Source organism: Methylobacterium sp. 001424705 (assembly GCF_059816145.1).
Map to the genome: position 1 here is coordinate 188,174 of NZ_JCBANU010000004.1, position 26,054 is coordinate 214,227.

Annotated in this window: 27 protein-coding genes; 18 read left to right on the top strand and 9 right to left on the bottom strand. The window is 73.6% G+C overall.

All coding sequences use genetic code 11. The features are described from left to right. The first annotated feature begins 1 nt into the window (after position 1). The 5 genes from cobN to cobJ are packed head-to-tail and all read left to right on the top strand — an operon-like array spanning position 2 to position 6,885. Positions 2-3,355, top strand: a complete 3,354-nt coding sequence (cobN, locus tag AC6EUL_RS05490; RefSeq protein WP_499869278.1) for a cobaltochelatase subunit CobN — start codon at positions 2-4, stop codon at positions 3,353-3,355. Next, positions 3,352-4,692, top strand: a complete 1,341-nt coding sequence (locus tag AC6EUL_RS05495; protein WP_499869280.1) for a ferredoxin-like domain-containing protein — start codon at positions 3,352-3,354, stop codon at positions 4,690-4,692. The genes cobN and AC6EUL_RS05495 overlap by 4 nt, the downstream gene beginning before the upstream one ends. Continuing rightward, complete coding sequence (locus AC6EUL_RS05500) at positions 4,689-5,321, top strand: precorrin-8X methylmutase (RefSeq protein ID WP_499869282.1); 633 nt, start codon at positions 4,689-4,691, stop codon at positions 5,319-5,321. The genes AC6EUL_RS05495 and AC6EUL_RS05500 overlap by 4 nt, the downstream gene beginning before the upstream one ends. Beyond that, complete coding sequence (locus AC6EUL_RS05505; RefSeq protein WP_056490845.1) at positions 5,321-6,112, top strand: precorrin-2 C(20)-methyltransferase; 792 nt, start codon at positions 5,321-5,323, stop codon at positions 6,110-6,112. Before AC6EUL_RS05500 ends, AC6EUL_RS05505 begins: the two co-directional genes overlap by 1 nt. After that, the gene (cobJ, locus tag AC6EUL_RS05510) at positions 6,109-6,885 is read left to right on the top strand and encodes a precorrin-3B C(17)-methyltransferase (RefSeq protein ID WP_499869284.1); all 777 of its coding nucleotides are present in this window, start codon (positions 6,109-6,111) and stop codon (positions 6,883-6,885) included. Before AC6EUL_RS05505 ends, cobJ begins: the two co-directional genes overlap by 4 nt. Positions 6,886-6,905: 20 nt before the next feature. Here the strand turns inward: cobJ and AC6EUL_RS05515 are convergent, their stop codons facing one another. Beyond that, positions 6,906-7,637 carry a cobalt-precorrin-6A reductase gene (locus AC6EUL_RS05515; protein ID WP_499869286.1) on the bottom strand — a complete coding sequence of 244 codons (732 nt, stop codon included), beginning with the start codon at positions 7,635-7,637 and terminating at the stop codon, positions 6,906-6,908. Between the two features lie 28 nt (positions 7,638-7,665). Between AC6EUL_RS05515 and AC6EUL_RS05520 the strand changes: the two genes are divergently transcribed. The 4 genes from AC6EUL_RS05520 to AC6EUL_RS05535 are packed head-to-tail and all read left to right on the top strand — an operon-like array spanning position 7,666 to position 11,442. After that, positions 7,666-8,904, top strand: coding sequence for a bifunctional cobalt-precorrin-7 (C(5))-methyltransferase/cobalt-precorrin-6B (C(15))-methyltransferase (locus tag AC6EUL_RS05520; RefSeq protein WP_056381269.1), 1,239 nt, complete (start codon positions 7,666-7,668; stop codon positions 8,902-8,904). Beyond that, positions 8,901-9,341, top strand: coding sequence for a cobalamin biosynthesis protein (locus tag AC6EUL_RS05525; protein WP_499869288.1), 441 nt, complete (start codon positions 8,901-8,903; stop codon positions 9,339-9,341). The genes AC6EUL_RS05520 and AC6EUL_RS05525 overlap by 4 nt, the downstream gene beginning before the upstream one ends. After that, on the top strand, positions 9,338-10,135 hold the full coding sequence (cobM, locus tag AC6EUL_RS05530) for a precorrin-4 C(11)-methyltransferase (RefSeq protein WP_056381267.1): 798 nt from the start codon (positions 9,338-9,340) through the stop codon (positions 10,133-10,135). Before AC6EUL_RS05525 ends, cobM begins: the two co-directional genes overlap by 4 nt. Next, positions 10,132-11,442: a cobyrinic acid a,c-diamide synthase CobB gene (locus tag AC6EUL_RS05535; RefSeq protein WP_499869290.1), complete on the top strand. Its 1,311-nt coding sequence runs from the start codon at positions 10,132-10,134 to the stop codon at positions 11,440-11,442. Before cobM ends, AC6EUL_RS05535 begins: the two co-directional genes overlap by 4 nt. A 15-nt stretch (positions 11,443-11,457) precedes the next feature. On the opposite strand, the gene AC6EUL_RS05540 is transcribed toward AC6EUL_RS05535, so the two are convergent. Further along, complete coding sequence (locus AC6EUL_RS05540) at positions 11,458-11,859, bottom strand: helix-turn-helix domain-containing protein (protein WP_056214719.1); 402 nt, start codon at positions 11,857-11,859, stop codon at positions 11,458-11,460. Between the two features lie 481 nt (positions 11,860-12,340). Here AC6EUL_RS05540 and hmuQ point away from each other — a divergent pair, with 481 nt between their 5' ends. Together hmuQ and AC6EUL_RS05550 are read left to right on the top strand one after the other, a co-directional pair. Next, a complete protein-coding gene (gene hmuQ, locus AC6EUL_RS05545) occupies positions 12,341-12,676 on the top strand; it encodes a heme-degrading protein HmuQ (RefSeq protein WP_056214716.1) in 336 nt (111 codons plus the stop codon). A 483-nt stretch (positions 12,677-13,159) separates the two neighbouring features. Then, a complete protein-coding gene (locus AC6EUL_RS05550; protein ID WP_056490868.1) occupies positions 13,160-14,662 on the top strand; it encodes an exopolysaccharide biosynthesis polyprenyl glycosylphosphotransferase in 1,503 nt (500 codons plus the stop codon). Between the two features lie 40 nt (positions 14,663-14,702). On the opposite strand, the gene AC6EUL_RS05555 is transcribed toward AC6EUL_RS05550, so the two are convergent. Continuing rightward, positions 14,703-15,191, bottom strand: coding sequence for a Fur family transcriptional regulator (locus tag AC6EUL_RS05555; protein ID WP_056275295.1), 489 nt, complete (start codon positions 15,189-15,191; stop codon positions 14,703-14,705). A gap of 132 nt (positions 15,192-15,323) precedes the next feature. Here AC6EUL_RS05555 and AC6EUL_RS05560 point away from each other — a divergent pair, with 132 nt between their 5' ends. Genes AC6EUL_RS05560 through AC6EUL_RS05570 form a run of 3 tightly spaced genes read left to right on the top strand, consistent with a single transcriptional unit; the run spans position 15,324 to position 17,206 of the window. Further along, positions 15,324-15,455: a hypothetical protein gene (locus tag AC6EUL_RS05560; protein ID WP_274534726.1), complete on the top strand. Its 132-nt coding sequence runs from the start codon at positions 15,324-15,326 to the stop codon at positions 15,453-15,455. Between the two features lie 9 nt (positions 15,456-15,464). Then, complete coding sequence (locus AC6EUL_RS05565) at positions 15,465-16,343, top strand: metal ABC transporter ATP-binding protein (protein ID WP_499869294.1); 879 nt, start codon at positions 15,465-15,467, stop codon at positions 16,341-16,343. A 38-nt stretch (positions 16,344-16,381) separates the two neighbouring features. Beyond that, positions 16,382-17,206 carry a metal ABC transporter permease gene (locus AC6EUL_RS05570; RefSeq protein ID WP_156389722.1) on the top strand — a complete coding sequence of 275 codons (825 nt, stop codon included), beginning with the start codon at positions 16,382-16,384 and terminating at the stop codon, positions 17,204-17,206. 49 nt (positions 17,207-17,255) lie between these two features. On the opposite strand, the gene AC6EUL_RS05575 is transcribed toward AC6EUL_RS05570, so the two are convergent. Further along, entirely contained in the window at positions 17,256-17,858 is a 603-nt protein-coding gene (locus AC6EUL_RS05575; RefSeq protein WP_274534725.1) for an exopolysaccharide biosynthesis protein, read from the bottom strand. Between the two features lie 335 nt (positions 17,859-18,193). Here AC6EUL_RS05575 and bcsS point away from each other — a divergent pair, with 335 nt between their 5' ends. After that, positions 18,194-18,913 (top strand): cellulose biosynthesis protein BcsS, encoded by a 720-nt coding sequence (gene bcsS, locus AC6EUL_RS05580; RefSeq protein ID WP_499869295.1) that lies wholly within the window; start codon positions 18,194-18,196, stop codon positions 18,911-18,913. On the opposite strand, the gene AC6EUL_RS05585 is transcribed toward bcsS, so the two are convergent. Continuing rightward, a complete protein-coding gene (locus AC6EUL_RS05585) occupies positions 18,885-20,534 on the bottom strand; it encodes a cryptochrome/photolyase family protein (protein ID WP_499869315.1) in 1,650 nt (549 codons plus the stop codon). The genes bcsS and AC6EUL_RS05585 overlap by 29 nt on opposite strands. Positions 20,535-20,759: 225 nt before the next feature. On the opposite strand from AC6EUL_RS05585, the gene AC6EUL_RS05590 reads away from it, so the two are divergent. Together AC6EUL_RS05590 and AC6EUL_RS05595 are read left to right on the top strand one after the other, a co-directional pair. Further along, positions 20,760-21,626 (top strand): formyltransferase family protein, encoded by an 867-nt coding sequence (locus AC6EUL_RS05590; RefSeq protein WP_499869297.1) that lies wholly within the window; start codon positions 20,760-20,762, stop codon positions 21,624-21,626. Positions 21,627-21,676: 50 nt separating this feature from the next. After that, entirely contained in the window at positions 21,677-21,847 is a 171-nt protein-coding gene (locus AC6EUL_RS05595; RefSeq protein WP_181017229.1) for a DUF2256 domain-containing protein, read from the top strand. A gap of 111 nt (positions 21,848-21,958) precedes the next feature. Here AC6EUL_RS05595 and AC6EUL_RS05600 read toward each other — a convergent pair whose 3' ends face one another. From AC6EUL_RS05600 to AC6EUL_RS05615, 4 genes are read right to left on the bottom strand one after another with little or no spacing between them, the layout of a single operon-like run. Next, entirely contained in the window at positions 21,959-22,546 is a 588-nt protein-coding gene (locus AC6EUL_RS05600; protein WP_499869299.1) for a nucleotidyltransferase family protein, read from the bottom strand. A gap of 5 nt (positions 22,547-22,551) precedes the next feature. After that, positions 22,552-23,577 (bottom strand): molybdopterin-binding protein, encoded by a 1,026-nt coding sequence (locus AC6EUL_RS05605; protein ID WP_499869300.1) that lies wholly within the window; start codon positions 23,575-23,577, stop codon positions 22,552-22,554. Further along, on the bottom strand, positions 23,574-24,275 hold the full coding sequence (locus tag AC6EUL_RS05610) for an XdhC family protein (RefSeq protein WP_056352487.1): 702 nt from the start codon (positions 24,273-24,275) through the stop codon (positions 23,574-23,576). The genes AC6EUL_RS05605 and AC6EUL_RS05610 overlap by 4 nt, the downstream gene beginning before the upstream one ends. A 9-nt stretch (positions 24,276-24,284) precedes the next feature. Then, on the bottom strand, positions 24,285-24,608 hold the full coding sequence (locus AC6EUL_RS05615) for an XdhC family protein (RefSeq protein ID WP_056214682.1): 324 nt from the start codon (positions 24,606-24,608) through the stop codon (positions 24,285-24,287). A 195-nt stretch (positions 24,609-24,803) separates the two neighbouring features. On the opposite strand from AC6EUL_RS05615, the gene AC6EUL_RS05620 reads away from it, so the two are divergent. Continuing rightward, complete coding sequence (locus AC6EUL_RS05620; RefSeq protein WP_499869301.1) at positions 24,804-25,955, top strand: branched-chain amino acid ABC transporter substrate-binding protein; 1,152 nt, start codon at positions 24,804-24,806, stop codon at positions 25,953-25,955. Positions 25,956-26,054: the final 99 nt, after the last annotated feature.

Consider the following 26,054-nt stretch of genomic DNA (forward strand, 5'->3'; position numbering starts at 1 on the left):
CATGCACCTGATCCGCATCGATACGGTCTCCCTCGACGAGGGCGAAGCCGCGATCGATCTCGGTCAGGCGCCGGGAGACATCGTCTTCCTGTCCTTCACCGATTCGGATCTCTTCGGCATGGCTGGCGCCCACGCGGCGGTCTTCCCGCCGGGTTCGGCCGGAGGCCCGACCCTGCGGCTCGCCAAGCTCGCGAAACTTCGCCACCCGATGTCGGTCGACCTCTACGTCGAGTCGGTGATCGCCCAGGCGCGGATGGTGGTGATCCGCTGTCTCGGCGGCCTCGATTACTGGCGCTACGGCATCGAGCGCGCCAGCGCGGCCGCCCGCGCCGCCGGGGTGGCGCTCGTGGTGCTGCCGGGCGACGACCGGCCCGACCCGCGCCTCGACGCCTATTCCACGAAGCCGGAGCTCGCCCCCGACTTCGACGCCTATTTCCGGGCCGGAGGCACGGCGAACCTGCGCCGCCTGGTCGGGCGCATGGCCGCCGCGATCGGATATCCCGCGGCGGTCGAGGCGCCCCTGCCCCTGCCCCGCGGCTTCGTCTGCTGCCCGGGCTGCGGCCCCGTCGCGGACGGGCAGGCCCGCGCCGCCGGACGACCGTTCCAGACCGCCCCGGCCGAGGCGCCGCTGGCGCTGGTCGTGGTCTACCGGTCCAGCGTGCTCTCGGGCGACACCGCGCCGATCGCCGCGTTGGGCGCCGCGCTCCAGGCGCGCGGCCTTGCGGTGCTGGCCGTGGCGGTGTCAAGCCTGAAGGACCCCGCCGCGATCGCGCCCCTCCGGGCGGCCATCGCGGCGCATCGGCCCGCCATCGTCATCGCCGCCACCGCCTTCTCGGCGCGGGAGGATGCCGGGTTCGTCCTCGATGCCGCCGATTGCCCGGTCCTACAGGCCTTCAGCATCGGCGCGGCGCGGGACGCCTGGGCCGCCTCCGCCCGGGGCATGGGTGCGGCCGACCTCGCCATGCAGGTCGCCCTGCCGGAATTCGACGGCCGGCTCTCCGGGTTTCCGATCTCGTTCAAGGAGGAGGGTCCGGAAACCGAGGGCTTCGCCGAGCGCCGTGCCGTGCCGCACCCGGAGGGCATCGCGGCCCTGGCCGAGCGTGCCGCCGCCTGGATCCGCCTTGCCCGGCTCCCCCGGGCCGAGCGCCGCCTCGCCCTGGTGCTCTCGGACTATCCCGCCCGCGGCGGCCGCGCGGGCTTTGCCGTCGGCCTCGACACGCCGGAGAGCGCGCGGGCGATCGTCGCGGACTTGGCGCAGGCCGGCTACGGCATCGGCGCATTGCCGGACGCCGAGGCACTGATGCGGGGTCTGACGCAGGGGCCGAAGGACTTCGCGGTCGACCTCGATGCCTACCGGGACTGGTTCGGCACGCTGCCCGAGACCGCGCGCGCGGCCCTCGACGCCGAATGGGGTCCGCCCGAGGCCGACCCGGTCTGCCGGGACGGCGCGTTCCGCTTCGCGAGCGTGGCCCCTGCGGGCGGGCGCCTCGCGGTCTTCCTGCAGCCCGATCGCGGGCGGTCGACGGACCGCAAGGCCGCCTATCACGACCCCGACGCGGTGCCGACCCACGCCTATCTGGCCTTCCACCTCGGGCTGCGCAGCCGGTTCGACGCCCTCGTTCACCTCGGCACCCACGGCACCGCCGAGTGGCTGCCGGGCAAGGCCGTCGCCCTTTCGCCGGATTGCTGGCCGGCCCGCGCCGTCGGGGCGCTCCCGGTGGTCTATCCCTTCATCGTCGACGATCCGGGCGAGGCCGCGCCCCTGAAGCGGCGCCTCGGGGGCGTCGCCCTCGGACACCTGACGCCGCAGACCGGCGTGACGGGGCTCGACCCCGACGCGGCGCGCCTGCGCGCGCTCGTGGAGGAATACTCCGCCGCCAGCGTCCTCGACCCGCGCCGCGCCGCGATCCTGGCGCGCACCATCCTGGACGAGGCGATGTCGGCCGGGCTGCTCGCCGGTGCCGGGATCGACGCCGACACGCCGATGCCGGACGCGCTCGCGGCCCTCGACGCGCATCTCTGCGACCTCGGCGAGGTGACCGCGCGCGACGGGCTGCACGTGTTCGGCCGGGCCGGGGCCGAGGCCTCGGAGGCGGTGGCCGCCTGCGCGGAGGGCGAGCGCCTCGGCCTGCTGCGTGGCCTCGACGGCCGCTTCGTGGCGCCCGGTCCCGCCGGCTCGCCGTCGCGCGGGCGCACCGACGTGATGCCCACGGGCCGCAACCTCGCCACCCTCGACCCGCGCAGCCTGCCGACCCGGGCCGCCACCACCCTGGGGGCCAGGGCCGCCGACGCCGTGGTCCTGCGCTACCTGCAGGACGAGGGCGAGTACCCGGCCCGGATCGTCATGGACCTCTGGGCTTCGCCCACCCTGCGCACCGGCGGCGAAGACGTCGCCCACGCCCTGGCCCTGATGGGCGTGCGCCCGGTCTGGGACCACGCCTCCACCCGGGTCACCGGTTTCGAGGTGCTGCCGCTGGCGCTCCTCGACCGGCCGCGCATCGACGTGACGGTGCGGGTCTCGGGCGCCTTTCGCGATACCTTTCCCGAGACCCTGTCGCTCCTCGCCCGGGCCGCCGAGGCAGTGGCAGCGCGGGAGGAAGAGGATGACGAGAATCCGCTGGCCGCCGCCCGCCGCCGGGGCGAGGCGCCGGCCCGAGTCTACGGCGCGGCGCCCGGGCGCTACGGCGCGGGGGCCGGCGGCCTCGCCCTCGACGGGGCTTGGGACAGCCGCGACGATCTCGGGCGGGCCTATCTCGCCGCCACGTCGCACGCCTATGGGGGCGCGGCGGACAGCGAGGATGCGGGCTTCGCCGCCCGGGTGGCCGGCGCCGACGCCTACGTGCACGCCTTCGACGTCGCCGAGCGCGACCTTCTCGACGGCGACGCCGCCGTGGAGGCGATGGGCGGCTTCTCGGCCGCCGCCGCCCTGACGGGGGCGAGCCCCGCCCTCTACAGCCTCGACGTCGCCACGCCCGAGACCCCGAAGGCGCGCACCGCCCGCGAGGACGCCGCCCGTCTGATCCGGGGCCGCCTCGCCCATCCGCGCTGGATCGCGGCGCAGCTCCGGCACGGCTATCGCGGCGCCCAGGAACTGGCACAGGGGGTCGACGCGGTCTTCGTCCTCGCCGCCACCACGGACGCGGTGTGCGACGCCGACCTCGACCGGCTCTACGGGGCGATGATCGCCGACCTCGAGACCTTCGAGACCCTGCGGGCGGCCAATCCGGAGGCGGCCCGCGCCATCCTCGAGCGCTTCGACGAGGCCCGCCGGCGCGGCCTCTGGACCACCCGGCGCAACGCCATGGCGGCCGACGAGATGGCGGCCGACGAGCTGCTGCGCGAGGCGGCGGAATGACCGCGCCCCGCCGCGTCGCCCCGGAGGCGCCGAGCCGGCGCGGCTGGTGCCCCAGCCTCGCCCGGCCGATGCCCACCGGCGACGGCCTGCTCGCCCGCGTCCACCCGCCCCTCGGGCGCCTCACCCCGGCCCAGGCCCGGGCGGTGGCGGCGGGCGCGCGCCGCTTCGGCAACGGCCATGTCGACGTCACAGCCCGGGCCAACCTGCAGATCCGCGGCGTGACCGAGGCGACCCGCTGCGACCTCGCCGAGGCGCTGGCGGCCATCGGTCTCGGGGATGTCCGCCACGACGGGGGCCCGCAACGCCTGACCCTGACCCCGCCGCTGGCCGGGCTCGAACCCGAGGCGGTCCCGGCCCTGGCCCAGGCCATCGAGGCGATCGGGCGGGTGATCCCGGGCCTGCCGCCGAAGTCGCTGGTGGCCGTCGAGGCGGCCACGCACGGGATCAGCCTCGGTTCGGCGGAGGCCGACCTTCACGCCGTCGTCACGCGCGCGGGTTTCGCCCTGCGCCTCGCCGGCGACGCGGCCTGGTGGCGCCTGCCCGACGGTGCCGCGCCGACCATCATCGAGGCGGCCCTGCGCCTGCTGGCGGCGAGCGGGCAACGGCGGATGCGCGATGTTCCGGCAGCGGCCCGGGCGGAGACCCTGGCTCGCTTCGGCCTGCAGCGCATCGCCGGGCCGGCCGAGTCGGCCGCCCTGAGCCCGGGCTTGCTGGCCCTGCCGCCCCTCTCTCTCCCGGACAGCGAGTCCCGGCGATCCCCGCCCCCGAGGGCGGAGGGGCGCGTCGCCCTCCTCGTCGACGCCCCCTTCGGCCGCTGCACCGCCGACGCCCTCGACGCGCTCGCCGACACGGCGGACGCCGTCGGCGGCGCGGACCTGCGCCTCTCGCCGACCCGCGGCCTCCTCCTCGTCTGCGCCGACGCCGCCGTTGCCGAAGCCGCGCGGGAAACCCTGGCCGGGGCCGGCTTCCTGACGCGGGCCGACGATCCGCGCGGGGCGGTGGCGGCCTGCCCAGGCGCGCCGGCCTGCGCGTCGGGATCGACCCCGACCCTGCACGACGCGGCCCGCCTGGCCGAGGCGTTCCGGCCCTTCGCGGCGCGCGGCCTGCGCGCCCATGTCTCGGGCTGCCCCAAGGGCTGCGCCCATCCGGGCGCCGCCGACCTCACCCTCGTCGGGCGGGACGGGTGGTACGACGTGGTGCTGTCCGGGCGGCCGGATGCCTCGCCAACGACGCGCCTCCCTTTCGAGGCCGCGCTGGAGCGCGTAAGGAGGGCGGATTCGGCACATTCCCTCGCCCAAATCTTCCCAGAACACCCGCCAGGACCGCGACCGTCATGAGTTCCCGCCTCGACTACCTGCGTGACGGAGGCGCGATCTATGCCCGCTCCTTCGCGATGATCCGGGCCGAGGCCGATCTCGTGCGCTTCCAGGGCACCGCCGAGCGGGTCGTGGTGCGGATGATCCACGCCTGCGGCATGACCGACCTGCCGCGCGACGTGGAGGCCTCCCCCGACTTCGCGCGAGCCGGCGAGGCGGCCCTGAAGGCCGGCGCGCCGATCCTGTGCGACGTCCGCATGGTCGCCGACGGCGTCACGCGGGCGCGGCTGCCCGCCGACAACCGGGTGATCTGCACCTTGAGCGATCCGCGCGTGCCGGACCTCGCCGCCGCCATGAACACCACCCGCTCGGCCGCCGCCATGGAGCTCTGGCGCGAGCACCTGCCCGGAAGCGTCGTGGCGGTGGGCAATGCCCCGACCTCGCTGTTCCGCCTCCTCGAGCTTCTCGACGAGGGCGTGCCGCCCCCCGCCGCCGTCATCGGCATCCCGGTGGGGTTCGTCGGCGCCGCAGAGTCGAAGGAAGCCCTCGCCCGCGACGGTCGGGTGCCCTTCATCGTGGTCCATGGCCGGCGCGGCGGCAGCGCCATGACGGCCGCGGCCATCAACGCGCTCGCGCAAGAGATCGAGTGATGGATTCCGGCGAGCGCCTTCCCCCCGACGCGGCGGAGCGGACCGAGATCCCGCGCGCGGTGAGCACCGGCACCCTGTACGGCGTCGGCATGGGCCCGGGCGAGCCGGACTACCTCACCGTGCGCGCCATGCGGGTGCTGGAGCGGGCCCCGGTGCTGGTGCATTTCTGCAAGAAGGGCCGGCGCGGCAACGCCCGCACCATCGCGGACGCCGTGCTCGCCGCCGAGCCGGGGCGCGAATGCCCCCTGGTCTACCCCTACACCACCGAGCTCCACCCGGAGCACCCGGACTACGTCGCGGCCCTCGCCGCCTTCTACGACGACGCGGCCGGGCGCCTCGCCGACCATCTCGGCGCGGGCCGGGACGTCGCCATCCTGTCGGAGGGCGATCCGTTCTTCTACGGCTCGTTCATGCACCTGTGGCGGCGCCTGAAGGACCGCTTCCCCGTGGAGGTCGTGCCCGGCGTCACCGGGATGTCCGGCTGCTGGACCCGCGCCGGCACCCCGATCACCTGGGGCGACGACGTGCTGACCGTGCTGCCCGCCACCCTGCCGCACGCCGCCCTGGTGGAGCGCCTGCGCGCCACCGACGCCGCCGTGCTGATGAAGCTCGGCCGCCACCTGCCGAAGGTGCGGGCGGCGCTCGCCGAGGCCGGCGTGCTGGAGCGCGCGGTCTATGTGGAGCGCGGCACCATGGCGGGCGAGCGGGTGATCGCCCTCAAGGACAAGCCCGACGACGAGGCGCCCTACTTCTCGATGGTGCTCCTGCCCGGCGAGGGACGCCGGCCGTGAGCGGCCCGACCTCGGCTTCCGGGTCCATCGCGATCGTCGGCCTCGGCCCCGGCGATCCGCGCCTGCTGACGGCGGCCGCACAGGAGGCCCTGGCCCAGGCGCAGGATCTCATCGGCTACATTCCCTACGTCGCCCGCGTGCCCGAGAGGCCGGGGCTCGTCCGCCACGCCAGCGACAACCGGGTGGAGGTCGACCGGGCCCGCCACGCCCTCGAACTCGCCGCCTCCGGCCGGCGCGTCGCGGTGGTCTCCGGCGGCGATCCCGGCGTGTTCGCCATGGCGGCGGCGGTGTTCGAGGCGGTGGAGGCCGGCGATCCGGCCTGGGCCCGGCTCCCCATCACGGTGGAGCCCGGCATCACCGCGATGCTGGCCGCCGCCGCCCGCCTCGGCGCGCCCCTGGGCGGCGATTTCTGCGCGATGTCCCTCTCGGACAACCTCAAGCCCTGGGAGGTCATCACCGCCCGTCTGGAGGCGGTGCTGCGGGCGGATTTCGTGATCTCCCTCTACAACCCGATCTCCTCCGCCCGGCCCTGGCAGCTCGGCAAGGCCCTCGATCTGGCCGCCGAGATCCGGCGCGGCGACACGCCGGTGATCTTCGCCCGCGCCGTCTCGCGGCCCGACGAGGCGATCCGGGTGCTCACCCTCGACGAAGCGCGGACGACCACGGCCGACATGGCCACAATGGTGATCATCGGCGCCTCGGCCACTCGCCTGATCCCGCGCGGCGACGCCACGCCGTTCGTCTACACGCCGCGCAGCGTGCCGGCGGCGTGATGCGCGGGTCGGCGCGGGCCTCAGAGGGCGGCGATCCCCGCGAGGGCCGCCGCGACGTCCGGCACGCTCGGCACGTCCGGCTTCTCCGGGCGGTCGACCATCACGACCGGCAGCCCCAGCGCCCGCGCCGCGGCGATCTTGCCGTAGGTGGCGCCGCCCCCGGAATTCTTGCTGACCAGGACCTCGATCGCGCCCTCGGCCAGGAACGCCGCCTCGGCGGCCGCGTCGAAGGGGCCGCGCGCCTGGACAGAAGTCAGCCGCGGGACCGCCAGGGCGATGTCCTCGATGGCGCGCACGACGTAGTCGTGCTGCGGCGCGCCGGCGAAGGCCCCGACCTCCTGCCGGCCGATGGTGAGGAAGACCCGGCGCGGCGCGGGGCCGAGCGCCCGGGCGGCCGCCGCCATGTCGGGCACCGTCGTCCAGCGGTCGCCGGCCACCGGCCTCCAGGCCGGACGGCGGATCGCCAGCAGGCGCGTGCCGGTCCGGGCGCAGGCCTCGGCGGCGTTGGCGCTCATCCGGGCCGCGAAGGGATGCGTCGCATCGACCACGAGGTCGGTGCGGTCCTGGGCCAGCCACGCGGCGAGCCCCTCCACGCCACCGAACCCGCCGATCCGCGTCGGCACGGGTTCCGGCTTCGGCCGGCTGGTGCGGCCGGCGAGCGACAGGGTGACGGCATCGCGCCGGCCCATGGCCAGGAGCCCGCGCACCAGGGCGCTCGCCTCGCCGGTGCCTCCCAGGATCAGTATCCGCATGCTCCCCCCACCCTCGGGGCCGTTCTCCATGACCGGTAACGCCGTGTCCACCAGCCCGCCGGCCGCCCCCTGGCTCACCATCGTGGGTATCGGCGAGGACGGACGCGCGGGCCTGAGCCCCGCCGCCGCCGCCGCCCTCGACGGCGCGCGCCTCGTCTATGGCGGACGCCGGCACCTGGCGCTGGCCGCGCCGCTCGCCGCCGAGACGCGGGTCTGGCCGAGCCCCATGGCGGACGCCTATCCGGGACTCCTCGCCCGGCGCGGCACGCCCACCTGCATCCTGGCGACCGGCGATCCGTTCCACTACGGCATCGGGGCCGAGATCGCCCGCATCGTCCCGGCCGCGGAGATGCGGGTCTTCTCCCAACCCTCGGCCTTCAGCCTCGCCTGCGCCCGCCTCGGCTGGCCCCTGGCGGAGACGGGCTGCCTCACCCTGCACGGCCGGGCACTGCCCCGGCTGATCCCGCATCTCCAGCCCGGCGCCCGCCTCCTCGTCCTGACCTGGGACGAGACCACGCCGGCGGCGGTCGCCGCGCTCCTGGCCGAGCGCGGCCTCGGCGCATCCCGCCTCACCGTCCTGGAGGCCATGGGGGGGCCGCGCGAGCGCCGGCGCAGCGCGACGGCCGCGGGCTTCGACCTCGTGGGGATCGACCCCCTGAACACCCTCGGCATCGAGGTCGTCGGCGCGGCCGCGGCCCAGGTGGTTACCGTGAGCCCCGGCCTCGACGACGCCTGGTTCGAACATGACGGCCAGCTGACCAAGGCCGACATCCGGGCGGTGACGCTGGCAGCCCTGCGCCCCCGCGCCGGCCAGACCCTGTGGGACATCGGCGCCGGGGCCGGCTCCATCTCCATCGAGTGGATGCTGCGCCACCCGAGCCTGCGGGCCATCGCCGTCGAGGGCAACCCGGCCCGGGCCGCCCGCATCGCCCGCAACGCGGCCCGCCTCGGGGTGCCCGACCTGCGCGTGGTTGAGGGTCCCGCCCCGGCGGCCCTGGCCGGCCTGCCGGCCCCCGACACCGTCTTCATCGGCGGCGGCGTCACCGCGCCGGGCGTCCTCGACGCGGCCGTCGCCGCCCTGCCCCCGGGCGGACGCCTCGTCGCCAACGTGGTGACCCTGGAGGGCGAAGCCGTGCTGCTCGCGGCCTTCGGGCAGCAGGGCGGGAGCCTCAAGCGCCTGACGGTCGCCCATGCGGATCCGGTCGGGCACCTGCACGGCTGGCGCGGGGCGATGCCGGTGACGCAATGGGCCTGGGTGAAGGCATGAGGGGGGATGGCACGGCGCCGGTGGAACCCGGACCGGGCGACCTCGTCGCCGGAATCGGGTTTCGCCATGCGACCGCGCCTGCCGAGATCCTTGCCCTGGTCGCGCAGGCCTGCGACGCCGCCTGCCTGCCGCGCGCCCGCGTCGTCCGCCTCGCCACCGCCGGCGACCGGGCCGGGGAGCCGGCGATCCGCGCCGTCGCCGAGACGCTCGGCTGTCCCCTGGAGGCCGTCCCGCCCGAGGCCCTGATCGCCGTGGACGCCGAAGTGCCCACCCGCTCGCACCGGATCGAGGCGTCGCGCCGGGTCGGCTCGGTGGCGGAGGCCGCCGCCCTCGCCGCCGCCGGACCGGGTGCGACGCTGCTGCTGCGGCGAATCGCCAGTGCCGGGGCGACCTGCGCCCTTGCGCTTCGCGCACAATCCGTCACGCAGGATCCATGACCGTACACTTCATCGGCGCCGGCCCGGGCGCCGCCGACCTCATCACCGTGCGCGGCCGCGACCTCATCGCGCGCTGCCCCGTCTGCCTGCATGCCGGGTCCCTCGTGGCGCCCGAGATCCTGGGCTGGTGCCCGCCGGGCGCCCGCATCGTCGATACGGCGCCCCTCGACCTCGACACCATCGTGGCCGAATGCGCGGCCGCCCACGCGGCGGGCCAGGACGTGGCGCGCCTGCATTCGGGGGACCTCTCGATCTGGAGCGCCCTCGCCGAACAGACCCGCCGCCTCACCCAGGCCGGCATCCCCTTCACGGTGACGCCGGGCGTGCCGTCCTTCGCCGCCGCCGCCGCGCTCCTGCGGCGCGAGCTCACCGTTCCGGGCCTCGCCCAGTCCGTCGTCCTCACCCGCACCTCCGGGCGCGCCAGCGCCATGCCGGCGCGCGAAACCCTGGCGGCCTTCGCGGGCACCGGCGCCACCCTCGCCCTGCACCTCTCGATCCACGTCGTCGACGCGGTGGTCTCCGAGCTGACGCCGTTCTACGGCGCCGATTGCCCCGTCGCGGTGGTGTTCCGCGCCACCTGGCCCGACGAGCGGGTGCTCACCGGAACCCTGGCGACGATGGCGGGCCAGGTGGCCGAGGCCGGGCTGGAGCGCACGGCGCTGATCCTGGTGGGGCCCGCCCTCGACCCGGCGGAGTTCCGGGAGAGCGCCCTCTACGCCACCGATTACGACCGGCGCTTCCGGCCGACGGGCGAGACCGTGCGAACCGCGCGGGCAAACGGAGACCGACCGTGAGCGTGCCCGGTCTCCTCGTCGCCGCGCCCCGTTCGAGCTCGGGCAAGACCACCGTGACCCTGGCGCTGATGCGGGCGCTGGCCCGGCGGGGCCTGGCCGTGCGCGGCGCCAAGTGCGGGCCGGACTACATCGACCCCGCTTTCCACCAGGCGGCCACCGGCCATCCGAGCTTCAACCTCGACAGCTTCGCCATGCCGGGGCCGATGCTCGACGCCGTGGCGGCCCTCTCGGCTCTGGGCGCCGACCTCGTGATCGCCGAGGGCTCGATGGGGCTGTTCGACGGCATCGTGGCACCGGAGGGGCGCACGGGCGCCAATGCCGACATCGCCGCGCGCTACGGCTGGCCGGTGATCCTCGTCCTCGACGTCTCCGGCGCCGCGCAATCGGCCGCCGCCCTCGCCCTCGGGTGCCGATCCTACGATCCGCGCATCCGCATCGCCGGGGTGATCCTCAACAAGGTCGCGAGTGCCCGCCATCGCCGCCTCGTGGAGGCAGGCCTGAGCCGCATCGGCATGCCGGTGCTCGGGGCGCTGATGCGGGATGCGAGCCTCGTCCTGCCCGAGCGCCATCTCGGCCTCGTCCAGGCCCGCGAGACCAACGACCTCGATGCCCGGCTCGACCGGCTCGCCGACCTCGCCGAGGCCGGCCTCGACCTCGACGCGATCCTGGCCGCCGCGGCCGGCGCGGCCCCCGCCCCGGGCGCCGGCATCCTGCCCCGGCCGCCGGGCCAGCGCATCGCCATCGCGTCGGATGCGGCCTTCTCGTTCCTGTACCCGCACATGGCGGCGGGCTGGCGGGCGGCGGGCGCCGAACTCGTGCCCTTCTCGCCCCTGGCCGACGAGCCGCCCCCGGCCGATTGCGATGCCGGCTGGCTGCCCGGCGGCTATCCCGAGCTCCATGCCGGCGCCCTGGCGCAGGCCAGGCGCTTCCTCGACGGATTGCGGGTGTTCGCCCGGGGAAAGCCGGTGCACGGGGAGTGCGGCGGCTACATGGTCCTGGGCGAGAGCCTGGAGGATGCGCAGGGGGTCACGCACGCCATGGCGGGCCTGCTGCCGGTGGCGACCTCCTACAAGACCCGCCGCCTGCACCTCGGCTACCGCGTCGCGACGCTGCTGGCCGAGGGCCCCCTCGGGGGCGCGGGCGCACGCCTCGTCGGGCACGAGTTCCACTATGCCAGCGAAACGAGTGCGCCGCCGACCCCCGAGACGGGGCTCGCGGCGGTGACCGATGCGGAGGGCGTACCCCTCGGCCACGCCGGACACCGGCGCGGCGCCGTGACGGGCAGCTTCTTCCACTGGATCGGTTAGGGGCTCGGCGAGCCCCTAACCGGCGGCGGCGGGCTCGGGTGCCTGCTTGCCCATCTTCGCGGCCGTCCGCACGATGGCGAGCACGTCGCGGCGCAGTTGATCGTCCTCGATCAGCGCGTAGGCCCGCAGCAACTCGATCGCGCCCTGCGCGCTGAGGAAGCCGAAGACATCGGACTGGGTGCCGCCAACCTCGTCTTCCTCGAAGAAGGCCGAGACCGGAACTTCGAGAAGACGGGCGATCTCGCGCAGGCGCCCGGCACCGACGCGGTTCTGCCCCTTCTCGTACTTCTGGACCTGCTGGAAGGTCACGCCCACGGCGGTCCCGAGCGCGGTCTGGCTCAGGCCGCGCGCCTTGCGCAAAGCGGTGATCCTCAATCCGACGAGGCGATCGACGTCGGTAGTCTGCTTAGGCATCATCTCTCGATTCAGTCCCTATAGAAATTTTCAGCCCCCGCCCGGACCAGCCCCGGGGACGATGAGGTTGGAGCGCTTTCGTACGAAGGCGTGCAGGATTCCTTAAGTTCATTCGCCACGAAACCAAGGCAGTCGATCAACGATTGAACGTGGTGGTAGAGACTATCCTTGTCTGCAGTCGAACGCCACTAGATGTTTACTCCGCATGAGCATCGGAGGTGACCGTTCTGAGAGCTTGACCACAAAGCTGGCACGGATTGCAAGCGCGACGTTGCGATCGTCCCTCGCGAGTTTCGCTGCACCGCGAACGCACCCACGGCTCCGAATGCCTGACGAACCGGGCGCGGCCGGGCTTTCATCGGGCGGTCCGCGCCGGGCCGGAGCGCGGCGCATCCGCCGCACCGGATGGCTTTTCGTGCCCCTATGCCCCAGGTTAGAGGTGTCGCACGGGATCGTCCGAGACGCCGAAAAACCCAGGTGGATCATGTATATCGCAATGAATCGCTTCAAAGTCGTCAAGGACGCGACGGAAGACTTCGAGCAGGTTTGGCTCGGCCGCGACAGTCATCTCGGCGAGATGCCGGGCTTCGTCGAGTTCCATCTCCTCCGCGGTCCTGAAGGCGAGGACCACGTGCTGTACGCCTCCCACACCATCTGGTCGTCGAAGGCGGATTTCGAGGCCTGGACCCGATCGGAGCAATTCCGGAAGGCCCACGGCCGCGTGCCGTCGACCAAGCCCCTCTACCTGGGCCATCCGCAGTTCGAGGGGTTCGAGACGATCCAGACCGTCGCACGGCCCGATTCGGACGCCGCCGCCTGATGCGTGGGGACCTCACGCGGCAGCCGCGAGGCCGATCGGATCGACCCGGCGTGACGTGTCCCGGGTCGAGACGTGACGGGACAACCCGGCGAGGCGCGGCCGGCCCGCCGCGCCGGCCGCGCCTGAACCAGGGGCGTCGGGCGGAGGCCGGGATCGATCCCCAGCGCCCGGGCGCTCCGGGTCGAACGATAGTCGTGCGCAACCCTCTGCGCGGAACCGACGTTGTGGGGCGGTATGCGCGACCGGACGCATCCGCAGGATCGCGGGACGGCGCCTCAAGGGCCCACCGGAAGAGGTCCTTCTCGAAGCAACCTGTCGAACGCGCGACCCCGTCGCGGTCGAGACCCCGCGCCGCGCCGTCGGACGAGAGCAACGGACTCCGGGCCCGTGTCTTGCACCGATCGTCTCGGCATCCCTAACCGGTCCGTGATTTCGGTTCAGTTTCGGACAGTCTTCGCATCAGGACGGGACAGAGCGCTCCAGATGTTTCATGACCGAATCCCAGCCGCTCTCGAGAAGCTTCCAGTGTCGCGGGCGCGCCACGATGTCTGGGCGGCGCTTCTCCCCCGACGCAGCCGCACCGCGTTTCGGATCGGGCTCTCGGCCGCGACCGCCATTGCCGATATCCTCGTCATCGTCAGCGTCGCCGCGGGGATCGACGCCGCCTACCGGACGGCCTTCGACGTCACCGGGCCGGTGGCGGGACACAGCGGCAGCTTCGAGCTCGCCGCCCTGGTCGCCCTGTTCGTGCTGCTGACGAACCTCGTCCGCGAGGACTACCATATCGAGACGCTGCTCGCCCGCCGGCCGCACCTGCGGCGGGCGACGACGGTCTGGATCGGGGCCTGGGCCGTCGTGCTGCTGATCGGCTTCGCCACGAAGACCACCCATGAGTATTCGCGCCTGGTGTCCCTGGGGATGTTCGCCGGCGGCCTCCCGGCGATGCTGTTCGCCCGCGCGACGATGCTGCGCCTCGTCCGCAGCGCGGCGACATCGACATCGGGTAACACCAACCGGGTCCATCTGGTCGGCTACGAGGAGGATATCGCGCGCTTCTATGCCCACAACGACCCCGAGGCCCTCGGCCTGCGCGTGATCGGCACGAGTTATCTGCGTCAGGTCGACCCGACCGGCGACGCGGCGGCCCGGCACGCCCAGAGATCGGAGGATCTCGATCTCGCGGTCTCCGTGGTGCGCTTCCTGCGCCCGGACGATGTGTTCATCCTCCTGCCCTGGTCGGACGCCTCGGACATCGAGCGCTGCATCGACGCTTTCCTGCGGGTGCCGGCGGCCCTCCACCTGCGCCCCGGCTCGGTGATGGATCGCTTTCCGGACCTCGCCCTCGCCCGGGTCGGCCGCCTCTCGGGCATCAATATCGGGCGTCGCCCGCTCCAGGCCGGCGAGTTGTTCCTGAAGCGCAGCCTGGACCTGACCCTGGCCCTGATCGCCCTGGTGCTGCTGAGCCCGCTCTTCCTCGTGGTGGCGGCGCTGATCAAGCTCGACAGCCCGGGTCCGGTGTTCTTCCGGCAGAGGCGGTACGGCTTCAACCAGCAGCCCTTCGGCGTCTTCAAGTTCCGCAGCATGAAGGCCGCTCCGGAGGAGGTCTTCAAGCAGGCGACCCGCAACGACAGTCGCATCACGCCGATCGGCCGCGTCCTGCGGCGCTCGAACATCGACGAGCTGCCTCAGCTCATCAACGTGGTGCTCGGCGAGATGTCCCTCGTGGGGCCGCGCCCCCACGCCCTGGCGCATGACCGCAGCTTCGAGAACCGCATCGCCCTCTACGCGCGACGCCACAACGTGATGCCGGGCATCACCGGCTGGGCGCAGGTGAACGGCCTCCGGGGCGAAACCCTCACCGACCTCGACATGCAGCGGCGGGTCCAGCACGACCTGCACTACATCGACAACTGGTCGATCTGGTTCGACCTGCGGATCCTGTTCATGACCGTGTTCTCGCCCCGCGCCTACGAGAACGCGTGCTGAGCCGACGGGCGGACCGGCGCGAGGCCGCGGGCGTGCCCGCTCACTCCGCGGTGGTCCGGCCGAGACAGGCACCGCACTCACCCTCGACCTCGAGGATGCGGCTCGTCGGCTTGAAGCCGGCCTTGGCCAGGGTCCGGCCGAGCTGATCCTCCACTTCCGGCGAGGTGGTCTCGTCGATGGTGCCGCAGTTCCGGCAGATCAGGAAGACGAGGCCGGCGCCCTCGGTGTGGGAGTGGCCGCAGGACACGAAGGCGTTACGGCTGGCGATCCGGTGCACGAGTCCGTGCTCGGTGAGGAAATCCAGGGCACGGTAGACCGAGACCGCCGCCACGCGCCGCCCCGGCTCGCTCAGGGTCTCGGCGATGTCGTAGGCGCCCATCGGCCGCGTCTGCCCCGCCACGGCCGCCAGCACGTCGCGACGCAGGCGGGTGAATTGCAGGTCGCGCTCGCGACACAGGCGCTCCGCCCGGGCGATCGCTTCTTCCGCCCCGCCGCAACCGTGGTCATGCGTCGCCGCATGGTCGTGCATGATCTGCCCCGTGAACCCGGCCCGTTGAACTGCCCGAGTGTTACAGTGTATCACCGCCAACATAAGCCGGCGCTCCCGTTCGGGCAAATGATCCATCGGTGACCCGAGCCCCGCCGTGACCCAAGCCCCGCCGTGATCCAAGCCCCGCGCCCCCCTGCCGCCCTCCGCCGCTCGCTGTTCCAGGCCGGCGCGTCCTTGCGCTTCGCGGTGGCGCTGGTCCTGACCCTCCTGCTCTGGGCCGCCATCCTGTGGGCCTCCCGATGAGTCGTGACCATGAGCTGTGATCTGCCCGGCGCCATCACGCTCCACGGGCTGACCCTGGGCTACGACCGCCACCCGGCGGTCCACCACCTCGACGGGGTCATTCCGCCCGGGGCCCTCCTCGCCCTGGTCGGGCCGAACGGGGCCGGCAAGTCGACCCTCCTGAAGGGCATCGTCGGTGAGATTCCGTGTCTCGAGGGCCGGATCGCCCGTCCGGGCCTCGAGGAGGCCATCGCCTACCTGCCGCAGGCGGCGGAGATCGACCGCAGCTTCCCCCTCAGCGTCCTCGATCTCGTGGCCATGGGCCTGTGGCGGCGCCTCGGCCCCTGGCGGAGCGCGCGCCGGCATCGGGCGACGCTGCTGGACGCCCTCGCTGCCGTCGGCCTCGCCGGATTCGAGGCGCGCCTGATCGGCACCCTGTCGGGCGGCCAGTTCCAGCGGGCGTTGTTCGCGCGCCTGATCGTGCAGGAGGCCCGCGTCCTCCTCCTCGACGAGCCGTTCACGGGGGTCGACGGACGCACCACGGCCGACCTCCTGGCCCTGGTCCGCGCCTGGCACGGGCAGGGCCGCACCATCGTGGCCGCCCTCCACGATCTCGGACAGGTGCGGAGCCACTTCCCGCACACGCTCCTGCTCGCGCGGGAGCGCGTGGCCTGGGGACCGACCGAGCGGGTGCTGACGCCCCAGAACCTCGCCCGCGCCCAGAGCCTGTCGGAGGCCTGGGACGAGGATGCCGCGGTCTGCGGCCGGCACGAGGAGCCGGGCCCGCCCCACGACCACGACCACGACCACGACCACAGTCCCGTCCATGACCACGGCCCCGATGGGCGCCATGCGCATCCGCATGCCCAAGACCATGGGGCGGTACGCGACCGGGGGCACGCCGCGTGATCGACCTCCTCTTCGGTCCCTTCGTCGAATTCGGCTTCATGCGCCGGGCCCTGGTCGGCTGTCTCGCCCTGTCGCTCTCGGCCCCGCCCGTCGGCGTGTTCCTGATGCTGCGGCGCATGAGCCTGATGAGCGACGCCATGAGCCACGCGATCCTGCCCGGGGCGGCGGCGGGCTTCCTGGTGGCGGGGCTGTCCCTGCCGGCCATGACCCTGGGCGGCTTGGCCGCCGGCCTCGCGGTGGCGCTGCTGGCCGGCTTCGTGACCCGATCCACCGTGATCAAGGAGGATGCAAGCCTCGCGGCCTTCTACCTGATCTCGCTGGCCGGCGGCGTCCTGCTGGTCTCCCTGCGCGGCTCGCAGATCGACCTGCTGCACATCCTGTTCGGCAGCGTCCTCGCCCTCGACGACCCGGCCCTCTGGCTCCTCGGCGGCATCGCCACCGTGACGCTGTTCGGGCTGGCGGCGATCTATCGGCCCCTGGTGATGGAATGCGTCGATCCGCTGTTCCTGCGCACGGTCAGCCGGGCCGGCGGCCCGGTGCACTACGCCTTTCTCGGCCTCGTGGTGATGAACCTCGTCGGAGGCTTCCAGGCCCTCGGCACGCTGCTGGCGGTGGGGCTGATGCTGCTGCCGGCCATTGCGGCGCGGTTTTGGGCGGCGGACCTGTCGGGCATGATCCCGGTCTCGGTCCTGATCGCGATGCTGTCGAGCGTGGTCGGGCTCAGCGTGTCCTACCAGGCCGATCTCCCGACCGGGCCCGCGATCGTACTCGCGGCGGGCGGCTTCTACCTGGTCTCGATGCTGATCGGGCGCCGGGGCGGCCTGGTCCGCCGGCTGGTGCGGGCGCGCCATCTCGAAGCCTGACGGGCGCAGCGACCCTCGGAGCGCGGCGATCCTCGGCGCGGTCCGTCCGTCAGAGAGCGAACAGGCTCATGAGGCCGGAGATGATCGCATAGACGAAGCCGGCATTGAGGAGGACACCCACGGCGCCGATGGCGAGGCCCCCCAGAACCACGACGCCGTCGCGCTCGACGAGGCCGAGGCCGACGAGGCAGATGGCGAGGCCGAGGGGGATCTGTCCCACGATCGGCGCGGCCACGATCAGGGCCAGCGACAGGGTGAGCAGGATGAGGCCGACGCCGCGCATGCCGAGGGCGGTCTCGAACAGGCTCATGCGCGGGCGCGACCAGTGCTCGAGGCGGCGCAGCAGCGGCACGGCCCGGCTGGCGGCCCGCTCGACGTCGCTGCGGGCGACGGACCGGCGCAGCAGCGCGCGGGGCAGCCAGGGCGAGGCCATGCCGGCCGTGATCTGAATCGCCACCAACAGCAGCAGAAGACCGCAGACCAGGGGGATCGGCGGCGGCATCGGCAGGCAATTGGGCAATCCGAGGATGACGATGAGGAGCGCGAAGGCGCGATCCTTCAGGACGGCGACGATCTCGCCGACGGTCAGCCGTTCCCCTTCCTGCTCGGCGAGCACGGTGAGAACCTCGGAAGTTCTGGCAGCTGGTGACAAGAAAGCTCGGCCATTGGCGACGGTCCTGAGCCGGGCTGTAGCCGAGATGGGCGCCGAGGCCAAGCGGCGCATCCGCGCGCCGGGAAGGCCCCGAAATGCGGTCCTCGAACGGATCCACCCGGTCCTGGAAATCGACTCGCACCCAGATAATCAATCTCAGGTTGCGAAAGATCTCTATAGTTTCGATGAGGTATCTTGACGAGGATGTGTTCTGTGCAATGGGTCGAGAATACAATCAGAAGCTTATTATTTCTGTGATATGTCGATTCTAGATTGATTCCGGGGCCCGGCGCCATGACCGTCAGGGCGTCCTCGGGGTCGAACCTGGGACGCCCGTGCGCGCGACGACCACAGCCCTGTCCGAGGCGAAGCGAAAGCCCAGGCGGTTCGTCGTGCCGGCCGCCTGCGCCGCCGGTCTCCTCGGCACGCCGGCCCTGTCCTCCTCGCCGGCCTCGCTCGTCCTGTTCGGAAGCCTGGAGGCGAGCCCCTCCGTCTTCGTGACCACCGGGGCGAAGCTGGCACTGGACCGGGTCGACCGGGAGGGATTCGTGGCCCTGGGGAGCCTCGGCGGCCAGCGCCGCCGCGAGGGCGCCGCCACGCGCGACACCGCGATCGGCGCCGTCGTGCTCGGCTACCAGTGGTTTCGCGACTGGGGCGTCGTGGCGGCCTATGCGGGGCCGGAGGGATCGATGGAGGTGGTATCGGGCTGCGGCTGCGTGCAGGCCCTGCCGCCCCGCTTCGGCCTGCGCCTCCACGGCGAGGTGTGGGCCCACCCCACCGACGCGACCCTGTTGGCCGCCACGCTGGTCACCGGCACCACCCGCATGAGCGCCTGGGGTCGCCTCGCCTGGGGCTATCGGCACTGGGGCGCCTATCTCGGACCCGAGATCGCCTTCTCCGGGGACGGGACCGGCTACCGGAAGTGGAACGTCGGCCTGCACGCGACGGATTTCGCCCTCGGCCGCTTCAGCCTGCGCCTCTCGGCCGGGCTGCAACTCGCCAGCGATCAGGACCCCGGCCCCTATCTCAGCCTTTCCGTCTGGACGCCCTGGTAGCCGTGTCCCGGGCCGGATGGCGGGCCGGCTTCGACCGGGGCGGCGCCAGGGCGAGGGTGCCCTGGTCGGCCGGGGCGGCCGGCGGCGCCGCGTCGAGCCCGTCGAGGAAGCGCGCCGCGTCGTCGAGGATCGCGGCGCGCTTCGTCGGGTCCATGCGCGCCAGGGTGCGGTAGGGCATGGCGAGGCGCGGATTGTCCGCCAGGCGCTCCGCGTGCCGGATGAGGAAGTTCCAGTAGAGATAGTTGAACGGGCAGGCCGATGGACCGGTCTTCTTGGCCACGTCGTAGGCGCAGCCCCGGCAGTAATCCGACATGCGGTTGATGTAGGCGCCCGAGGCCGCGTAGGGCTTCGAGCCCATCACGCCGCCATCGGCCCAGAGCACCATGCCGTGGACGTTGGGCAGCTCGACCCATTCGTAGGCATCGGCGTAGACGACGAGGTACCATTCCTCCACCTGCTCGGGGGCCAGGCCGGCGAGCAGGGCGAAGTTGCCCGTCACCATCAGGCGCTGGATGTGATGGGCGTAGGCGTGGGCGCGGGTGGCGCCGATGCACTGCGCCAGGCAGTTCATCGCGGTCTCGCCGGACCAGTAGAACCACGGCAGATCGCGGGTGGCCTCGAGGGCGTTCGACGCCGCGTAGTCCGGCATCCGGGCCCAGTACAGGCCGCGCACGTATTCGCGCCAGCCGAGGATCTGGCGGATGAACCCCTCGACGCAGTGAAGCGGGGCCTCCCCGGCGCGATAGGCGCGCTCCGCCGCCCGGCAGACCTCCTCCGGCGTCAGCAGCCCGGCATTCAGCGCCGGCGCGATCAGCGCGTGGTACAGGAACGGCGCGTCCGCGCGCATCGCGTCCTGATAGTCGCCGAAGGCCGGAAGGCCGACGGCGAGGAAGTGCTTGAAGGCGGCGATGGCCTCGGCCCGGGTGACCGGCCAGGCGAAGGCGTCGGTCTCGCCGAAGTGATCCGCGAAGTCGCGCTCGACCAGGGCGATGACCTCCCGGGTCACGGCATCGGGCGGGAAGCCGACGCGCTCGGGCACGCCGTGGCCCTTCGGCAGCCCCTTGCGGTTCTCGGGGTCGAAGTTCCAGCGGCCGCCGGTCGGCTCGGTCCCCTCCATCAGTAGGCCGGTGCGGCGGCGCATGCCGCGGTAGAACGTTTCCATGCGCAGGCTCCGGCGGTCGCCGGCCCAGGCGGCGAAGTCGGCGCGGGGGCAGAGGAAGCGGTTGTCGTCGCGAACCTCCACGGGCGGGCCGAGATCGGCGCGCCAGCCCTCCATCATGGTCCAGACCCGCCACTCCCCGGGTTCGGTGACGACGACGCGGTCGACCGCGTGGCGCGCGACGGCGCGTTCCAGCTCGCCGGTGAAGCTGCCGGTGTTGCCCGGGGCATCGAGGCGGACATAGTCGACGGTGATGCCCTCCGCCTCCAGCTCCGCCGCGAAGTGGCGCATCGCCGAGAACAGGAAGGCGATCTTCTGCTTGTGGTGGCGCACGTAGGTGGCCTCGGCCCGCACCTCGACCATCAGGACGACGTCGTGGTCCGGATCGAGATCGGTGAGGGTGGCGATGCGGCGGGTGAGCTGGTCGCCGAGGAGGAAGCGGAGCGTGCGGATGGCGATCAGCCCTCGGCCTGCCGAAGAGCCCGCAGGGCGTCCCGCGGCGGGCGCCGGCCGGGCGCTCGTCCGCCCGCGTCGCCGATGACGATCTCCCGCCTCATGCGCGCTCCCATATTCATGCCCGCTCCCAATTCGCTCCCGATGCGGTAGGTATGGCGGATGCCGGGGACGGGGAGCCGTCCCCGCGCGGGATCGACCGATCCGTGACGTCGCAGGACCGTCGGGAGCCGCATGAAGTTCGCCTTTGCCGGAATCGATTTCCTCGGCGGCGTGTTCGAGGCCCTGATCGGGGCGGGCTGGACGCCGATCAAGCTGTTCACCCGGCCCTGCGACGGGATCTACGACCACAACGAGGCGGTGGTGGCCCAGGCCCGCCGCCACCGCGTGCCGATCCAGATCTCGCGGATGCGGCCGGAGGACCTCGCCGGGCTCGCGGAGGCGCAGGGCCGGGACTGGGCCCTGGTGGTGGCGGGCTATCCCTGGCTGATCCGGGGCTGGCGCGGGCGGTGCGCCTACGCGCTCAATTTCCACCCCTCCCCGCTTCCCCTGGGCCGCGGACCCTACCCGCTCTTCAAGGCGATCTCCGACGGGCAGCCGGACTGGGGCGTCACCGCCCACGTGCTGGCCGAGGACGGCTTCGACACCGGCGACATCCTGGCCCAGGAGCGCTTTCCGCTGGCCGCCCTGGAATCGCACGAGACCCTGCTCGCCAAGTGCCAGATGGCGGCGCGGCGCATCGCCGCCGGCCCGATCGCCCGGGACCTGCCCGCCCTCTGGCGAACGCCCGCTCCCCAGGGCACCGGCTCCTACTGGCCGCGGGTCACGGATGCGGATCGCACCCTCGACTTCCGCGCCGAGGTCGAGGCGATCCTGCGCCGGGTCCGCGCCTTCGGCACGATCGAGACGATCGCCCGGGTCGGCGAGTCCCGGGTCTACGTGGCGGCGGCCGAGGGCTGGCGCGAGGCGCATCAGCATGCGCCGGGGACGGTGGTGCAGCGCTACCGCCGCCACGTCGTCATCGCCGCCCGCGACGGCTACATCCAGCTCACCCGCTGGAGCCCGGTCCCGGTCAGCGAGGCCGGACAGCTGGGGCGGTAGGCTGCCCTATATCGGAGCGACCCCTCCACGAAAGCGATCGAGCAGACCCCATGGCGCGGATGCGCAAGAAGGCCGATCTTCCCACCAAGATCTGCGTCCAGTGCGGCAAGCCCTTCGCGTGGCGCAAGAAGTGGGAGCGGGTCTGGGATGAGGTCCGCTACTGCTCGGACCGCTGCCGGGCCGAGGCCAAGCGCGCGCCGGCACGGGCGGCGCAGGACTGATACGGGCTCCGCCCGATCGGAGCGGTGCCCGTCTCAGCCAGCCTGCGCAGCGCTTGATCGAGGCCCAAATCCGTCATCCCGAAGGGATCAAACGGATTTGTAGGAGCCCCCTCAGCGGAGGGCGGCGAGACCATCCGGCGTGTCGACGTCCAGGCGCACACCCGCATCCATCGCGCATTCGAGCACGTCGGCGCGCCCGGCGAGCAGCCGTCCGGCGCCCTGGTCACCCGAGAGACCGGCGAGGGCGGGAGCCAGGAGACCTAGGTTCAGGAGGACCGGGTTGCCACGCACGCCCGCATGGATCGGCACCACCGCCGCGGGCGCCGGCTCCGGCCGGCGGAAGGCGTCGGCCAAATCCTGGAGGTGGCGGGCGGTCACCCGCGGCATGTCGCCCAGCAGCACGAGCGCGCCGCCAACCCCCGCCGGCAGGGCCGCGAGTCCGGCTTGGAGCGAGGTGGCGAGACCGTCCGCATAGGCCGGGTTCACGACGCGGGCGAGGTCGAGCCCGTCGAGGGCGGCGCCGACCCGGCCGGCATGGGCGCCGAGGACCGCAACCACCGGGCCAAGCCCGGAGGCGATCGCGGCCTCCGCGGCGTGGCGGACGAGCGGCCGCCCGGCCAGCGGCTGCAGCAGCTTCGGCTCCGCGCCGAAGCGCGTCCCGCGCCCGGCCGCCAGGAGGATGAGACCGAGTTCAGGCATCGTTCTCAGGCATCGTCTTCGGCCGGGTCGCCGCCGGAGCGGGGCTGGGGCCGCGACCCGATCTCCATGAGGAGTCCGCCGACACCGAGGGCGACGATGTCGGCCCGGGTCACTTCGAGGCCGGCGAGCAGCCGGTGCAGCACCCAGTCGAAGCCGTTCTCCTTGGGCGAGCGCGCGCAGCCCGGCGCGCCGATGACCGGCACCGCGGCGACCCCTCCGACCAGGAGGAGGTTGCCCGGGTCCACCGGCATGCCGAGATGCGCGACGTGGCCGCCCGCCGCCTCGATCCCGGCGGGGATCACGTCGCGCCGGTCGGCGATGGCCGAGGCGCCGAACACCACCACCAGCTCGGCGCGATCCTCCGTGACCGCGGCCCGGATCGCCTCGGCCACGGCCTCGCGGCGATGGGGCACCCGGGCGTCGGTGACGAGGGCGGCGCCCGTCGGGGCGAGGCGGTGGCGCAGGTTGGCGAGGGTCTTGTCGATGGTTGCGGGCTTCAGGCCGGGCAGCAGGGTCGAGACGACGGCGACCCGGGTCAACCGGTAGGGCGCCACCGCGAGCGCCCCCGCGGGCGCGGCACGGCAGGCCCGGTCGAGGGCCGCGCCCGGGACCGCATAGGGGATGATCTTGACCGTGGCGACCATCTCGCCGGCCACCACGGGCTTGTAGGGCGCGAGCGTCGCCACCGTGATCGCCTCGTCGACGCCGTTGACGGCGTCGACGGCGGCCCGGTCGATGTGCAGGAGCCCGGCGGTCGCCGCATGGAGGTTGCAGCGGCCGGTGAAAGGCAATTCGCGGCGCAGGTGCGGACCGGCGAGATGCGCGGCGAGACGTTCGGCCGCCGGATCCTCGGCCACGTCGCCCGGCTCGAGGGTGACGGCCACGAGTTCGGACAGCCCGGCGGCCGCGAGGCGCGCGGCGTCCTCGGCCGGGATGACCCGGCCCTTGCGCAGGGTCACGTCGTGGGAGCGCACCGTATGGGCGGCGATCAGCCCGGCAGCCTCGCGCGTCGGGACGGCCCCGAACTTCACGCGGCGGCTCCGGTGCGGGGGGTGCGCTGCGCGGCGATGATCTGCGCCAGGATCGAGACCGCGATCTCGGCCGGGCTGACGGCCTGGATGGAAAGGCCGATCGGCGCCGCGATCCGGCCGATCTCGGCCTCCGCGAACCCCGCCTGGGTCAGCCGGCCGACGCGGGCCGCGTGGGTTTTGCGCGAGCCGAGGGCCCCCACATAGAAGCACCCCGCCCGGAGGGCTGCGGCCAAGGCCGGGTCGTCGATCTTCGGATCGTGGGTCAGGGCCGCCACGGCGCAGTAGCGGTCCAGGGGCGGGACCGGACCGGCCAGGGCGTCGTCCGGCCATTCGGCCACGAGGTCGATGCCGGGGAAGCGTTCCGGCGTCGCGAAGGCGGTGCGCGGATCGATGACGGTGACGGCGAGATCGAGGGCGCGCGCCATCGGGCACAGCGCCTGGCTGATATGGACGGCACCGATCACCACCAGACGCACCGGGGGCGCCTGCACGGTGAGGAAGACCGAGCGGCCGTCCGCCTCGGCGAGGCCGCTCTTGCCGGAGGCGAGGTGGCGGGCGAGGAGGTCGCCCAGGGGATCGCCGGCGATCTCGGCCTCGCGCACCACCCGCTGGGCCCCGCCGTCGAGGTCGGTCACGAGGATGGCGGCGCGGCGCGCGGCGCGCTCGGCGTTGAGGATGGCGAGGGTCTCGAGCTGCATGCCGGCGCCTCAGGCCACGGACTCGACGAAGACGCGGATGCGCCCGCCGCAGGACAGTCCGACCCGCCAGGCGGTCTCGTCGGCCACGCCGAATTCGATGATGCGCGCCTGCCCGTCGGCGATCGCCTCCAGGCCCTCGGTGATCACCGCGCCCTCGACGCAGCCGCCCGAGACCGAGCCGAGGAAGTTGCCCTCGCCGTCGACCACGAGGTGACTTCCCACCGGCCGCGGCGCCGAGCCCCAGGTCTCGATGACGGTGGCGAGCGCCACCGCGCGCCCCTCGCGACGCCAGGCTTCGGCCGCGCCGAGAATGTCGTTGTCGGTGGAAAGCATGGTCCTGGCGAACTCCGGCGCGGGATCCGGCCCGCTGCGTGGAACTGGAATGAAAACCCGGTAGACCGAGGTAAGGTCCCGCGCCGCCGTGGCAATGCGCACCGGGCGGCGCGGCCACCGGGGCGTGTCTTCCCGCACCGACCGGGCGCCCCTATCGTGGGGCCGCCTCACCCGCCCCGATGGAGCCCTGCCCCGATGCCCAGTCTCCGCGCCACCGCCTTCGCCTTCGCCGGCCTGCTGATGGGTTCGGCCTCCGGCTCCGCGGAGGCCCAGGTCCGTATCGGGCTGTCGGCACCGCTGACCGGCCCGGATGCCGCCTTCGGACAGGGCCTGCGCCTCGGCGCCGAGCAGGCGGTGGCCGATCTCAACCGGGCCGGCGGCGTCGACGGGCAGCGCCTGGTCCTGGTGGTCGCCGACGATGCCGGCGAGGGCAAGCAGGGTCTCGCCGTCGCCCGGCGGTTCGCCGCCGAGCGGGTCGGCCTGGTGGTCGGCCCCTTCAATGCCGGCGTCGCGGGGCTGGCGATGCCGGTCTACGAGGAGGCCGGCATCGTCGCCGTGACGCCGGGCACCGGCTCTGCCGCGCTGACGGCCAAGGGCCTTTGGAACGTGTTCCGCACCGTGCCGAACGAGGCCGAGCAGGGGCGGCTCGCCGGCGCCTACCTCCTCGGCCGTCACGGCGGCCAGCGCATCGGCCTCGTGCACGACAAGAGCCCGTTCGGGCGCGGCCTCGCGGAGGGCGTGAGCCGCGTGCTCAAGGCCGCGGACCAGCCGGAGGCGGCCTTCGAGACCCTGACCCGCGGCGAGCGCGACGTCTCCGGACTGGTGGCGCGCCTGAAGCGGGCGCGGGTCGAGGTGGTGTATTTCGGGGGCCTCGCGCCGGAGGCGGCCGTGCTCCTGCGCGGCCTGCGCGACGCCGGCGTGACCGCGCCCCTGGTGGGCAGCGACGGCCTCCTCGATCCGGCCTTTCCCCAGGCGGCCGGCCCAGCGGCCGAGGGCACGGTGATGACCCTCACCGCCGACCCGCCGCGGCTGCCCGAGCCGAAGACACCCGATGCGAAGGCGACGAAGGGTCCCCGCAGCCCGGACGCGAACGCGGTGGCCGCCCAGGCCTATGCGGCCGTCGAGGTCCTGCGCCAGGGCGTCCTCGGCGCCGGATCGGCGGAGGGCCGGGCGGTGGCGGCCTACCTGCATGAGGGCCGGGCCCTGCGGACGGTTCTCGGCGACCTCGCCTACGATGCCCGGGGCGACCTGAAGCCCGATCCCCGCCGCCCGACCACGGTCCTGCAGGCCTGGAAGCGGATGCCGGATGGGCGGATCGACTTTGCGGGCAACGACGTCACCCCGTGAGTCGAGTCTGCCCGCCGCCGCCGTGGGGGGGGGGGGGGGGGGGGGGGGGGGGGGGGGGGGGGGGGGGGGGGGGGGGGGGGGGGGGGGGGGGGGGGGGGG

What these genes read in the sequence shown, in the direction of transcription:
- cobN (WP_499869278.1), top strand. Translation starts at nt 2, where the DNA reads ATGCACCTGATCCGCATCGATACGGTCTCCCTCGACGAGGGCGAAGCC.
- AC6EUL_RS05540 (WP_056214719.1), bottom strand. Translation starts at nt 11,859, where the DNA reads ATGATGCCTAAGCAGACTACCGACGTCGATCGCCTCGTCGGATTGAGG.
- hmuQ (WP_056214716.1), top strand. Translation starts at nt 12,341, where the DNA reads ATGTATATCGCAATGAATCGCTTCAAAGTCGTCAAGGACGCGACGGAA.
- AC6EUL_RS05565 (WP_499869294.1), top strand. Translation starts at nt 15,465, where the DNA reads ATGAGCTGTGATCTGCCCGGCGCCATCACGCTCCACGGGCTGACCCTG.
- AC6EUL_RS05590 (WP_499869297.1), top strand. Translation starts at nt 20,760, where the DNA reads ATGAAGTTCGCCTTTGCCGGAATCGATTTCCTCGGCGGCGTGTTCGAG.
- cobM (WP_056381267.1), top strand. Translation starts at nt 9,338, where the DNA reads ATGACCGTACACTTCATCGGCGCCGGCCCGGGCGCCGCCGACCTCATC.
- AC6EUL_RS05550 (WP_056490868.1), top strand. Translation starts at nt 13,160, where the DNA reads ATGTTTCATGACCGAATCCCAGCCGCTCTCGAGAAGCTTCCAGTGTCG.
- AC6EUL_RS05495 (WP_499869280.1), top strand. Translation starts at nt 3,352, where the DNA reads ATGACCGCGCCCCGCCGCGTCGCCCCGGAGGCGCCGAGCCGGCGCGGC.
- AC6EUL_RS05600 (WP_499869299.1), bottom strand. Translation starts at nt 22,546, where the DNA reads ATGCCTGAACTCGGTCTCATCCTCCTGGCGGCCGGGCGCGGGACGCGC.
- AC6EUL_RS05525 (WP_499869288.1), top strand. Translation starts at nt 8,901, where the DNA reads ATGAGGGGGGATGGCACGGCGCCGGTGGAACCCGGACCGGGCGACCTC.
- AC6EUL_RS05515 (WP_499869286.1), bottom strand. Translation starts at nt 7,637, where the DNA reads ATGCGGATACTGATCCTGGGAGGCACCGGCGAGGCGAGCGCCCTGGTG.
- AC6EUL_RS05520 (WP_056381269.1), top strand. Translation starts at nt 7,666, where the DNA reads ATGACCGGTAACGCCGTGTCCACCAGCCCGCCGGCCGCCCCCTGGCTC.
- AC6EUL_RS05595 (WP_181017229.1), top strand. Translation starts at nt 21,677, where the DNA reads ATGGCGCGGATGCGCAAGAAGGCCGATCTTCCCACCAAGATCTGCGTC.
- AC6EUL_RS05500 (WP_499869282.1), top strand. Translation starts at nt 4,689, where the DNA reads ATGAGTTCCCGCCTCGACTACCTGCGTGACGGAGGCGCGATCTATGCC.
- AC6EUL_RS05570 (WP_156389722.1), top strand. Translation starts at nt 16,382, where the DNA reads ATGCGCCGGGCCCTGGTCGGCTGTCTCGCCCTGTCGCTCTCGGCCCCG.
- AC6EUL_RS05620 (WP_499869301.1), top strand. Translation starts at nt 24,804, where the DNA reads ATGCCCAGTCTCCGCGCCACCGCCTTCGCCTTCGCCGGCCTGCTGATG.
- AC6EUL_RS05610 (WP_056352487.1), bottom strand. Translation starts at nt 24,275, where the DNA reads ATGCAGCTCGAGACCCTCGCCATCCTCAACGCCGAGCGCGCCGCGCGC.
- AC6EUL_RS05555 (WP_056275295.1), bottom strand. Translation starts at nt 15,191, where the DNA reads ATGCACGACCATGCGGCGACGCATGACCACGGTTGCGGCGGGGCGGAA.
- AC6EUL_RS05505 (WP_056490845.1), top strand. Translation starts at nt 5,321, where the DNA reads ATGGATTCCGGCGAGCGCCTTCCCCCCGACGCGGCGGAGCGGACCGAG.
- AC6EUL_RS05615 (WP_056214682.1), bottom strand. Translation starts at nt 24,608, where the DNA reads ATGCTTTCCACCGACAACGACATTCTCGGCGCGGCCGAAGCCTGGCGT.